We start from the raw sequence: 11,986 nt of genomic DNA on the forward strand, positions 1-11,986 counted from the left end.
GACCTTTCCTGACCTTCGTTGTCCTTATTATAGTTTGACCTTCTTTGACTTTCAAGAGGGATTGTATGGTTTTTTACACTTTGCCCAGAAAAGGCACGAATGATCGCAACCCGAAAACGGCTTATTTTTGTAACATTCGGTACAAAAATTTGCGATAAAAAAATAACGCATTACGCGCCGAAGATAGATTCCATGGTGCCATTCATGATTTGTTCAGCCAATGTCCGATTTTGTGTAGATGTATTTAACACACGGAAGCCGTAGTAGCTGCTTAAAAATACGCTTGCCAAATCCACAGCAGATCGTTTAGGAGAGATTTCACCCGTTTGCAAGCCTTCCTCCATCACTTTTTCCATGGTTTGCTTTAGAAGTTCAACATGTCTGGAGGCTATTTCTTCAATCTTGGGATCGTCTTTCGCCCGTTCCAATCCTGCATTGATCAGCAAACATCCCGTTGGATTCGTTGATTCAAAGTCTTCCACCAATGCCCAAGCTAAAAAATTTTGCAGCCGTTCTTTCACGGAACCCGGACTTTCCAATAATGCCCGCTGTTCACGAATCCCTGTTTCGTGATAGTGTTCCACCACCGCTAGATAAAGCTCCTGTTTACTGCCAAACGTATTGTACAAGCTGCCTTTTCCTAGTCCAGTATCACTGCATAAATCATGCGTAGAACAACCATTGTAGCCTTTTGACCAAAATGTTTTCATGGCTACATCTACGATGGAAGTGTAATCAAAATCACGAGGTCTGCCGCGTGTGCTCAACGGAATCCTCCTTTCATTTCCAACTGTTATGGAAATCATACATATTATGTACCGATCGGTCAATAAATGAAATGTTTGCAACCGTAACCCATGCCTATAGAAAAAGCCCATTTTGAAAATCCTCTCTCAAAATAGGCTTGATCATTTCTTATATCGCATCAAAAAGAGTATGCTTGTACTTCCTCTAAAGTAGGCAGGGATGGTTGAGCTCCGTTCCTTGTCACGACAATCGCTGCTACTTTGCTGGCAAAGGTGGCCGCTTCGGTTTCTGTCATTCCTTGCGTGATCCCGACCGCAAAGGCAGCGGTAAAGGAATCGCCTGCCGCAGTTGTATCCACTGGCTCTACGCGGAAAGCCGGGATGTGGGTCGCCTCATGGGCGGTTACCAAGAGAGCGCCCTTTTCCCCCAGCGTTACGATGACGCGCTTTGGTCCACCAGACAAAAGCTTTTTGGCTGCAGCATGCACTTCATCTATCGTGGATACAGGCATTCCCGTGAGAATAGAAAGCTCTGTTTCGTTTGGTGTCAAGGTATGTACATGGGTTAATAGCTCACTGGATAGCTCGCGTGCAGGTGCCGGATTTAAAATGACTAGCTTGCCGAGTCGAGCAGCCTCTTTGACTGTATATGCAACGACAGGCAACGGAATTTCGAGTTGGAGCAATACGATATCGCAGTCCTTTAAAATGGATAGATTGTTTGCAATATGCTCGGTGCTGACGAGCGCATTTGCTCCCGGAACGAGTACGATGTTGTTTTCCCCGTCATCGCTCACATTGATAAAAGCCATGCCTGTCGTACCCGAGCGTTTGATCCCTTCTATGTGAACGTGCGCATCCGTCAGCCCTTTGAGCATGATCCGACCGTTCTCATCTTCTCCTACCATTCCGATCATGGAGACATGCGCGCCGAGGCGAGAAGCTGCCACTGCCTGATTCGCTCCCTTTCCACCCGGAATCAGCTCGAAGTGATGGCTTGCGATCGTTTCTCCTGCCTTGGGCAAATGATGAACATGGGTAACGAGATCCATATTGATGCTTCCTACTACTGCGATTTTCACGACGAGCCCTCCTAGTTACATCTCTAACATGATGATTCGGTCGGTTACAAAATAGTGCTTTTCATCCGAGAAGTCAATGTATTTCTCAGGATTGTTCATAAGTCTTTGAGCACCGGACGCCAATTGGATATAATGAACAAATCTTCTATCATCCGGAGGTAACCAGATGGAGCCGATTATCCAGCACTCTTGGAGCATTGATGAGCAAGAAGCCATCAACCTGCAGCGACAACTAGCCCAGCAAGTAAAAAAAGAAGATCAACTAGAGGACGTACGCTATGTCGCTGGAGTAGACGTCGCCTATCATGCCGAGCGCGATTTGTTAGTTGCCGGTGTTGCAATACTCGACGCCAATTCCCTGCAAGTAGTCGAGTCTGTCGTCATCCAAGACACCGTCGAATTCCCGTACATTCCTGGCTTGTTCTCTTTTCGCGAGCTGCCTCCACTGGTGAGTGCGTTCAAGGAGCTAAAAACAACACCGCAGCTCGTCGTGTGTGATGGGCAAGGAATCGCTCACCCGCGAAGATTCGGACTAGCCAGTCATTTAGGCGTCCTGTTTGACATTCCTACCATTGGCTGTGGAAAAACGAGACTGCTAGGTGAATATGAAGAACCAGCACAGAAAAGAGGTGCGTATTCCCCCTTGATCGATCAGGGTGAGATCATCGGCGGAGTCTTGCGCACACAACCGAATATCAAGCCAATTTTCGTCTCCATCGGGCACGGCATCTCATTGCCAACCGCATGCGCGTGGATCACCAGGCTCTCACCCAAATATCGTTTGCCCGAAACGACGCGGCAAGCGGATCAGCTCGTGAACAAAGTATGTGCGAAAGTTAAGTAGCCAAGCCCCAAGAATTATTCCCTACAAATAGAAACCCTCATTTGTCCAGAACGTATACCTACTGTGAATCCAGCCATAGCAGAGTGAGGTGTCGTACATTGGCAATTGAGATAACTAGTTTGGATACTTCAAGAGGGAAGCTGCAATACAATAGGAGTGGGAATGGCAAACCCAATATCGTTCTCATCAACGGCGGCTCTGGACCCATCGAAGGGTGGATGAAAATACTACCTGAAATTTCAGAGTCGTCATCCGTATTTTCCTATAATCGTTTTGGTGTTTCGGGTAGTGATAAGCCGCGAGAACCTCAAGATGGCTTCACGATTGTAGAAACGTTACGGGAGGCATTAACGAAAGTAAGATTTGAACCTCCATTCCTGCTCGTTGGACATTCATTAGGGGGATTATATGCCAATTTATATACCCGGCTTTACCCAGACGAAGTAGCTGGAATTGTCTTTTTAGAATCCAGCCATCCGAAAGATGTAAGCCTCAATGACTATCAAGGTAAGGTCGTAAAAACAATCAACAAGCTGCTCTCCATGTTTGATTCCTTCTCTTCTCACAAACCATTCAATGAAGTTCATTTTGTTAAAAAAACAGTGGAACAAATTGAGACAATCGATACTTTTCCCGACATACCCGTATATGTGATTACAGGTGGAAAAGAAAATCGTATGATGCCAGAGGAAGTTCGCAAAAAACGATTCGAACATCAGTTGGAACTCCTTTCATTATCTCGATACAGCAAACATGTCGTCGCTGAAAACAGTGGACATTTCCCTCAATTTTCAGAGCCAAGAGTCGTCATAGAGACGATCAAAGATTGTATCGAAAAGCTAAAACAAACCACCTAATAGCCTACTTCCTAAGCCGCTCTCCATTGCCCATTCGTATGAGAAAGAAAAAAAGGATGAGCAACGCACAGGGAGACTTCCCCTTTGCCTGACTCATCCTTTCCTATTTACAGATCAAGCGGTAATGCCAACAGCTCCGCCAGCTTGGCAGTATTCTCTCCCACCATGCAGCTGTAATGGTTGCCGGCGATCTCTGTCACGTTTAGTGCACCGAGGCAAATATCTTGCCAAAAAGCGATGGTCTCTTCGCTCGTGCCAGGCAAAAACTGAAACGGCTCGCGAGCTAGCAGGAAGCGAATGTCCCCCATGTATGGCAGCGGAGTGTAGCGAGCTGCTCTAAAGCTCTGACCAAACACCTTGCACAAGCCTTCAGCCATTTCCACTGGCATTTGCTCTCCTGTTGATTTGCGCAGTGCTTCGACATACGCGGTAAATCGTTCACTTCTGTCAAACGCGGATAATTTGCGGAACATCTCTCCCACCTGGTCCAGCTTCTCATCCCCGCCGATGCTGCATGCTGAGTCTTGCGGGATGCAATCCCCGTATTTCTCCACGAGCTGCAAAATCCCTCGTGCAAAATCGTGCTCATCCACTTTGCCAAAATCGGTTTGTTCCAGTGTGATATTCAGATTCGGAACGAAGAGTGCTTCGATCAAGAGATCGTCATTTACTTCTGTCATAATCGGAGGAATATCAATCAAAACCAGGTCCAGAATATGGACTCCCCGCTCCCCGAGTCTTCTCGCCACTTCGATGGCAATCAATCCGCCCAAGGAATAACCAATGAGCTGTACGGGCCTTTGCTCCGCTTCAAGCATGACCTCCATAAGGCACTCGGCATAGTCATCTGCGACCGTTTCTATCAGCTCCGACGGCTCTAGCGCGCAATAACGCTCACTATCGTCAATGGCGATACCGACAACGCTTCCTGTATGCTGTGCTTTGAGCTGTTCGAGCAGTGGACGAAAACTGTCCATCGTCCCCAAAACGGCATGGAATACAACCCGAAGTGGTCCAGATTCGTCGCCGCCATATGGAATCAGCACGGCATTGCTCGACTTGCTCCGTTTTTTCGGCAACGAGACTTCCTCACTCTGGTGCATCTCCTCATTGCGCACGCGTATGAAATGCGCCAAAGCTTCGACAGTCGGGAAGTTGAGCATTTGTCGGAGCAGGACATCGAACGGGATGGCAGCATGTGTCACGTCCTCCGCCAGCTTGTCGCGCAGCTTTCCTGCTACCTGTGCCATGATGAGAGAATCAGCACCGTGCTCATAAAAGCTTTGGGCCCTCCCCAGCTTCGCTACCCCCAATGCTTCTGCCCAGACATGAGCAAGCTGCGCTTCCAATGGATCTGATCCAGGCTCCTCAGCCTCGTCTATAGCCGCGTTCTGCCCGAGCGACGATGCAGGGCGCCATTTTGCCAGCTCGCGGCGGTCAATCTTGCCATTTCCCGTAAGCGGCAGTGCATCTACTACTTGCATGTGGGCAGGCAGCATATGGGCAGGTAGGTGCAAGGAAAGGAATTTTTCCAGCTCTGCGACACTGACTGGTACCCTGTCCAGCTTCACGCGCTTGGCAAGGAGATGAATCTCTTCTTCATGCTGCAACGCCCATAGCAGATCACCACCATCCTCTTTCTGGAGCTCATGTAATCTTGACGCATCCGTCCCTTTTGTAAGGATGAGCCACCCGCCAGGGCGAATCAGCTCTTTCAGTCTGCTATCGCCTGTGCTATCCAACTCTCCCGCAGCCAGAAGCACGTCGAAGGAGCTCGGTGCCAGTCCTTGTGCCCGATAATCTTTTTCTACTGTATCCGTGCCTAGAAACTCCACTTCATAGCCTTCCAGCGCTTGCAGGACGCCCTGAGTCAACACCCCTGTACGCGAGCCGACTTCCAAAATTCGCAGAGGCTTGCCCTCCTGCTGTCGCGCAATGCGTTGTAAAAGCACGCCAATGCTCTGATTGACCTCAGTGCCCGCTTCTTCTCCGATCCCATTTACGAGCATCGCGAATTCTGCTTTCTCCGCTTCAAGGTCGCGCTCTGTCTTACGGGCACACTCCACAACTCCCAGCAATACAGGCTCGTCACTCGCCCCATCCAGCACGACACCAGCTGCGGCGACAGCAGGGTGCTTGAGCAGTGCCGACTCAATTTCACCGAGCTCGATCCGATGCCCTCTGATTTTGACCTGATTGTCTTCGCGTCCGATAAACTCGATTTCGCCACCTGGCGTGTAGCGGCCCAAATCGCCAGTCCGGTAAAGTCGCTCGCCATCCTGAGGGTGAGGAAAGAACCTCTCCTCTGTGAGCCTTTGATCTCCCACATAGCCATCTGCCAAGCCAGCTCCGGTAATATACAGCTCGCCAATCATCCACACCGGGCAATCACGCATCTGTGAATCGAGAACTCGGAATCCCTGATTCGCCAGTGGTCGGCCATACGGAATGCTGCTCCAGTCCGGTTCCAGCCCTTTGTACATATGGTAATTCGACCAAATCGATGCCTCTGTGGCACCGCCTAGACTAATGACTTGTGCAGCAGGGAGACGTTTTTTCATCCGATCGGGCAGGTTCAGCGGAATCCAGTCACCGGAGAGCAACGCCAGCCGCAAGCTCGCTACATGGACATCTGGCGTGGAATCCAAATACGTAACCAGCATCTGCATTAGGGCCGGTACAGAATTCCACACGGTGATTTGATGCTTCGCTATCAGCTCTGTCCAATGGGACGGATCGGTTTGGCGTTCGGGATCAGGATAAACGACAGCACCACCCACAGCGAGAGTGGCAAAAATATCATAGACGGACAAATCAAAGCTCAACTGGGCTAGCCCTAATACTCGGTCATTTTCCGTAATCGCAAAGCGACGCAGCATGTCCTCGATCGTGTTAGCGGCTGCACGGTGGCTGATGACGACCCCTTTTGGCTGTCCCGTGGACCCAGACGTATAGATGATGTACGCGGGCAAATCCGGATTTTGGTCAGGCAAAATCAACGGTTCGTGCTGCGGGGGTACTTGATCAACTGCGATTGTTTTGATGGAGTCGGACCATTGCAGCTGGTTGGTCGATACCGTCAAGACATAGCGGATGTTCGCCTGCTCAACCATTGCCTGTCGGCGCATTTCGGGTTGCTTCGGGTCAATCGGCACATAGACGGCTCCGGCAAACAAAGTACCGAGTACCGCAGTGACTTGATGGGCACCTTTATCCATCACGATGGCGATGCGGTCTTGCTCGCGGCACCCCAGCTCCTTGAGCTTCCCGGCTACTGCGGCAGCTCGCTTCACCAGCTCTGCATACGAGAGCTGTCCTTTACTGTCGATCACGGCTGAACGATCCGGCGTCGTCATTGCCTGTGCTACGATGGGCTGATGCAAGCCATAATCTGGTATAGCTGCAGTGGTTGCATTCACTCGTTGCCGCTCTTCCCACTGCCAGTCTGGCAAGGCAATCTCGTTCGCTGCCTCCCACATATGCTCGCTGTCCGCCAAGGCTTGCAGCAATTTTGCAAAGGTATCAAACATGTCGTCAACCATTTGCTCAGGGAAGACGCCCTCCCGGACATCCCAGTTGACCTGCAGTCCTGCCGAGCTGTCCATGGCTTGGCAATCGATGAAAACCTGTGGCGTTTGACTGATGCCATGCCCTGCTATTTTCCCCTGCAGCTGGCCTCCTTCCGCTGGTTCCACTAACCCAATTGCACTCGTGAACACCACCGGCATCAGAGCAGCTTCACGTCCGCGCCTACGCGCCAATTCACGCATGACCTCCACGCCGGAAAACAATCGGTGGTCCAAATCTTCAAACAACTGCCTCTGAATGGTCTTCGCCCGCCCCTGAAAAGTGCGCTCCAGGCCCCAATCTACCGCAAGCAAATTGACGGATGTAAAATCCCCCACAATCTCATGGACGCGCTCATGCAGCGGCTGTCTGTTCAACAAGGTTAAATTCAGGCAAAATGCACGGTTTCGACTCCAGCGCTCGATCACAGCGGCGAAGGCTGTCATCACAGCGGAGGTTGGCGTCAACCCTCGCTTTTGGGCACGCTCTTTGAAGGTATCCCATGCAGCGTTATCTAATCGAATGAAACGACGGCGAAAGCGTGCTTCTCCCGCTTCTGTCTGTTTTCTGGCCATAGGCAGGTCCGGAGCCAGTGGCAGTGCATCAATCCGCTGCTGCCAGTACGCTTTGTCTCTCGCATACGGTGCAGTCTCTCTGATGCTGCGTTCGGCGAGCACGTAATCGCGAAACGTAATCGGCAGCTCGGGCAATGTTTTTCCCTGTTCTTTGTAAAGGGCTTCAAACTCACCCAGCAAGAGCCAAATACTCGCCCAGTCCGCGACGAGAAATTCCATCGACACATGGAGCACGGATCGGTCGCTCATTTTCGTCAAGCCGATATCAAACAACGGCCATTTGGCTGTATCATACACGCGATGTCCCATCGCTTCACGTATGTCATCTAGCCTTCTTCCTGCCTCCTGCTCATCCATGCTACTCGTGTCCGTGTATGTAATAGGCAGATGCGGTACATTCTTCATGATCCGCTGCTGCCCGTTCTGATCAATCGTTGCCCGCAGCATGTCATGTCTGGTAATGAGCCTGTTCCACGCATCCTCCGCCCGTTTCAAATCAAGCTCGGGATAGTCCAGCTCCATGTAGATATGGCATGCCACGCCACCATAGCCAAACAACTCATACCGCCCCAGCAAATAAGCTGACTGTACATCTGTCAGGGGAAACGGCTCGAATCGCGCTTTAGGCTCGGGGATCACCGTCACCGACTGGGATTCGGTACGCAAAAGTGCGAGAATGTCCGCTTTCTGTTCCTTTAGTGCTTGTAAATCATCGGCTGCGAGCGTTCCTCTGGGGGCTCTGTAGCGCAGACTCCCATTTTCCTCCCATAAAAAAATTCCATCTCTGCGAAGGCGCAACAAGAGCTCGACGCTATTGGTCTTGAGGTTTTGGGGCATATGCACACACTCCTACATCGATATTGTTCTTGATCACGAACAGTTTTTGTCCAAGTGGTGCCAATGGGTGAGACTCCTCTGGCAGTACCGCTAGCTCCTTGACGCCTGCACGCTGGAACACATCGAGCCACTGCTGGACAGTCATGAAAGTGGATTGGGTATTTTTCCGATCATCCACGGGTGGCGTCATCATGAACGCTTGGGAGATGAGCATTTCTACGAATTCTCGCGTTGGTTCCGTTATGAGCATCCAGCCTCCCGGAGCGAGGCTCTTCATCAGACCTTGAATGACTTCATCTGTGTTCCGTGCATTGTTCAGCATGCCTGCCGCAATCACGATATCGAAGCTGCCTTCTGTGAGGCTTTGTGCAAACAAATTTTTGTCGATATCAACCACCTGGTATTTCATCCACGGGCACCCCTTGTACCGTTCACGCGCAGAGGATAAGAAAAAGTGGGATACATCCGTGTACACATACTCCAGATTCAGTCCTTTGGAAACAGACGCTCTCAAGCGGTCCACGACCACATCCGTAGTCGCTCCCGTTCCTGCCCCTACCTCCAGAATGCGTAACGAATCTGTCGTTGCCGCGATCCGCGCTACTGCTTCCGCTACCGACTTGTTCAAATAACGCGCCATGAGGGTTTCCCGATAGAGCGCATTGGCAACATGCATGCGACCCTCGGGGAATAACAGGAGAGCAGCTTGCTGGGAATCCTCCATCAGCTGTGGAAGCCAATCCGCATTGTCCTTCAGATAGTCCGTGACCAGCGGTGAACCCAGCTTGCCATTCCAGGCATGTCTGGCCAAATCCCAACGGCGCTCTACTTCCTCTTGCGTCATGTGAATCGCACATTGATACTCCCCATCGGCATGTGCCACATAACCGCGATCTGTCAGTATTTGCAGCCATCGCTTGATGACTGGCTGATGACGTTCTGCGACATTCGCAGCAGCGAAAATGTCTGACGCCGTATAGAATTGCTTTTCAGACGCCAGTGCTCCTTGTGATTGCAGTGCCAGCAGCATGGAGGCAACAGCTGCCGCATCCAACCGCTCGATGCACGTTTTTACCTGTTCGGCTTTGATCCCTTTCAGCTCTCTCTCGGCTGGCACTGTGCATGCAAATACATCATTTTTCTCCACAAAAATGGCATCAGTCGGTGATTCAGTGTCGTCGAATTCCTCAGCTGGAATGCTCCAGGCTGCTTGTTCGAGAGACGCTAGTGACAGCGGCTCATGGCTGCCATTTGAGCGCAACACGGGATATCCCAATGCCTGCGTCCATTCCTGCCACTGTCTTGAGCACAATAACTCCTGCTGCGCGCGTGTTTCGATCGCAGCCTTGTCGACCTGACCCATAATCATGTCTCGTATGGCTAATAAATCGCGCCCGATGGCTCGTGGCCACTGCTTCGTAAGAATATCGCGATAGGTCGGCGTTTCTTGCGGCCCCAGTATGTGTGTACTGTTCTCCAGCATGTGTGCTGGTGGGGACACTGTCAGCTCCCCGTGAATGTCCGGAAGATCAGGTACGTGCAGACGCGGATGCCACACGACAGATCCATGTGTGTCTGTCAGCGACAAGCTCCCGCCAGCTACGCCAATCGTCACCCGATGCAGCAGATGAAGGTGGTTGTCTGGATCATCCGGATCGACTTCGTTGTGGGCGCGCAGCGTAATCGGGATTTTGCCCAGCTGTCCGATCAGCACTTGAAACGGCCCCTCATCCTTGATGACATGGCTGATTTTCCATGGACGAATGGAAGGAAGTGCTTCCTGCAAAATGTGCATGAGCGGGAAAGACACCTGTGTAGCGCAAGCAGCATCGATGTACAAGGCAGGCTGCTGTGCCAGCAATGTTCGTGCGCAAGCGATAAATCGACGGACAGCAGGCAAATGCACGTAGAGGTCGCCCGTCATAAAATGGACGCCGGACTGCCTGGCCTGCTTTAAGCACAACGCCAAATCCTTATGGTGGATCGGTTCTTCCGAAATGACGTGAATACCCTTCTCAAGCAGTTGGATCGACAGCTCTGTTCCGTTGCCGCCCATTACGGTGGAACGCAATACGACGCAAGCCAGATCAATGTCAGAAGGAAGCTGATCCGCATCCGTGTACAGCGGGATGCCGTATCGCTTTGCGCAAGTACGCGAACGCTCACTGCCTTTTGCCAGCAACCCGACCAATTCAAACTGATCAGGCAATGCCTTTACGGCTTCCAGGTAGAACTGTCCAAAGCGGGAACCGCATACCACGGTACGCAACTTACGATTCTCTGTCATAGGTCACCTCGACTTCCTGCTCGCGAAGCGCATCGATCAAATATGTCGCCGATACGCCTTCTGCCACGAAAAAGCATCCTGCTTGGCTGTTGTTTTCTTCCGTGATCAAGTGGGCGACCGTAGCTGCGATGATGCCGGACAGCCGATTCCAGTCGCTCGGATAGTAAAGAGTTGATACGACCCGCACTTTTTCGCCATCACGGCTTCCAGTCGCATGCAGGTGGAACATCGTAAAGTCTTCCACACCTTGCTTATTGGTCTCGAACTGTTCTAACAGCAGCCTCGCTGACGCCTTTTTTTGTTCCTCGGTCTTGTATTGCTGTAGAGCCTTGATCATGACAAATTGATTCAGGATGGCATTGCTTTGGTAGCTGTTGTAAAAGTAGGCCGATGCGATATGGTGGTGGCTGGCCATTTGACTGAATTCCCTGGTCATTACCGGATACGTGTCCCGTTTGCCTGCTGGATGCGGAAACGTGTAGTTGCGATGGAACGGCCCGTCTATTTTTTTGACTTCGCCTTGCTTGCAGTAATACATTCCCCACCCGGTATCTTCTTCAATGCTGCACACGATGTCATACGCTGCATTCAGCGAGAAACTGCCCTGTCCCGCAAAAAATACTTCGAGCAAGTCGATTTCGTCCAAATCTTTCTCAGCCACGTAAGCGGGGAAAACCTCCGATAGTCCTGGATAAACCCCGGCAGAGATGATAAACGATAGTCCCTTTTCTTCGATCTCCTGCTTGCGCGTGAGCAATTGTTGATACAGATGCTCATCTCCCGACACATCCACATAATGGATCGCATGCTTGAGGCATCCATCGGCAACTTTATCGACAATTTGTTTGGAGGGTCCTGCGCAATTGATGACGAGATCGCATCGACCGCAAAAGTCATCCAGCTCCTCTTCGGCGAATACATCCACCTGCAGGCATTCCAGCCTGTCCTCCATCCCCGGAAATAGCTCGCTCAGCTTCCCGGGATTTCTGCCCCCCAGCACAATTTGATGATTCGTCCTAGAAAGAATCGTGTGAACGGCTGCACTGCCTACTACCCCGGTAGCTCCTAAAATGCCAATCTTTTTTATCCCCAATGTACTCTCCCTCCCAGCCTGCTTACTGCTTACTGCGTCCCTCACCGTAAGAGATGGCAGGGCTTGCGTCTGCCACTGAGTCGCAGCCCTGCTCTCTC

At 51.2% G+C, this 11,986-nt stretch carries 7 protein-coding genes; 2 read left to right on the forward strand and 5 right to left on the reverse strand.

What is annotated here, in order from left to right; all coding sequences use genetic code 11:
• Positions 1 to 170: 170 nt before the first annotated feature.
• Both AB1L17_RS07565 and rbsK read right to left on the reverse strand, forming a co-directional pair.
• The gene (locus AB1L17_RS07565; RefSeq protein ID WP_412846284.1) at positions 171 to 767 is read right to left on the reverse strand and encodes a TetR/AcrR family transcriptional regulator; all 597 of its coding nucleotides are present in this window, start codon (positions 765 to 767) and stop codon (positions 171 to 173) included.
• Between the two features lie 158 nt (positions 768 to 925).
• Positions 926 to 1,828 (reverse strand): ribokinase, encoded by a 903-nt coding sequence (rbsK, locus tag AB1L17_RS07570; RefSeq protein WP_412846285.1) that lies wholly within the window; start codon positions 1,826 to 1,828, stop codon positions 926 to 928.
• 166 nt (positions 1,829 to 1,994) lie between these two features.
• On the opposite strand from rbsK, the gene nfi reads away from it, so the two are divergent.
• Together nfi and AB1L17_RS07580 are read left to right on the forward strand one after the other, a co-directional pair.
• Positions 1,995 to 2,672, forward strand: a complete 678-nt coding sequence (gene nfi, locus AB1L17_RS07575; RefSeq protein WP_412846286.1) for a deoxyribonuclease V — start codon at positions 1,995 to 1,997, stop codon at positions 2,670 to 2,672.
• Positions 2,673 to 2,770: 98 nt separating this feature from the next.
• Positions 2,771 to 3,529, forward strand: a complete 759-nt coding sequence (locus AB1L17_RS07580; RefSeq protein ID WP_412846287.1) for an alpha/beta fold hydrolase — start codon at positions 2,771 to 2,773, stop codon at positions 3,527 to 3,529.
• A gap of 107 nt (positions 3,530 to 3,636) precedes the next feature.
• Here the strand turns inward: AB1L17_RS07580 and AB1L17_RS07585 are convergent, their stop codons facing one another.
• Genes AB1L17_RS07585 through AB1L17_RS07595 form a run of 3 tightly spaced genes read right to left on the reverse strand, consistent with a single transcriptional unit; the run spans position 3,637 to position 11,888 of the window.
• The gene (locus AB1L17_RS07585; RefSeq protein WP_412846288.1) at positions 3,637 to 8,508 is read right to left on the reverse strand and encodes a non-ribosomal peptide synthetase; all 4,872 of its coding nucleotides are present in this window, start codon (positions 8,506 to 8,508) and stop codon (positions 3,637 to 3,639) included.
• Entirely contained in the window at positions 8,483 to 10,795 is a 2,313-nt protein-coding gene (locus AB1L17_RS07590; RefSeq protein WP_412846289.1) for a Gfo/Idh/MocA family oxidoreductase, read from the reverse strand. The genes AB1L17_RS07585 and AB1L17_RS07590 overlap by 26 nt, the downstream gene beginning before the upstream one ends.
• Complete coding sequence (locus tag AB1L17_RS07595) at positions 10,779 to 11,888, reverse strand: saccharopine dehydrogenase family protein (protein WP_412846290.1); 1,110 nt, start codon at positions 11,886 to 11,888, stop codon at positions 10,779 to 10,781. The genes AB1L17_RS07590 and AB1L17_RS07595 overlap by 17 nt, the downstream gene beginning before the upstream one ends.
• Positions 11,889 to 11,986 lie beyond the last annotated feature (98 nt).

The organism is Brevibacillus jepli, assembly GCF_047229145.1.
Taxonomy (GTDB): Bacteria; Bacillota; Bacilli; order Brevibacillales; family Brevibacillaceae; genus Brevibacillus.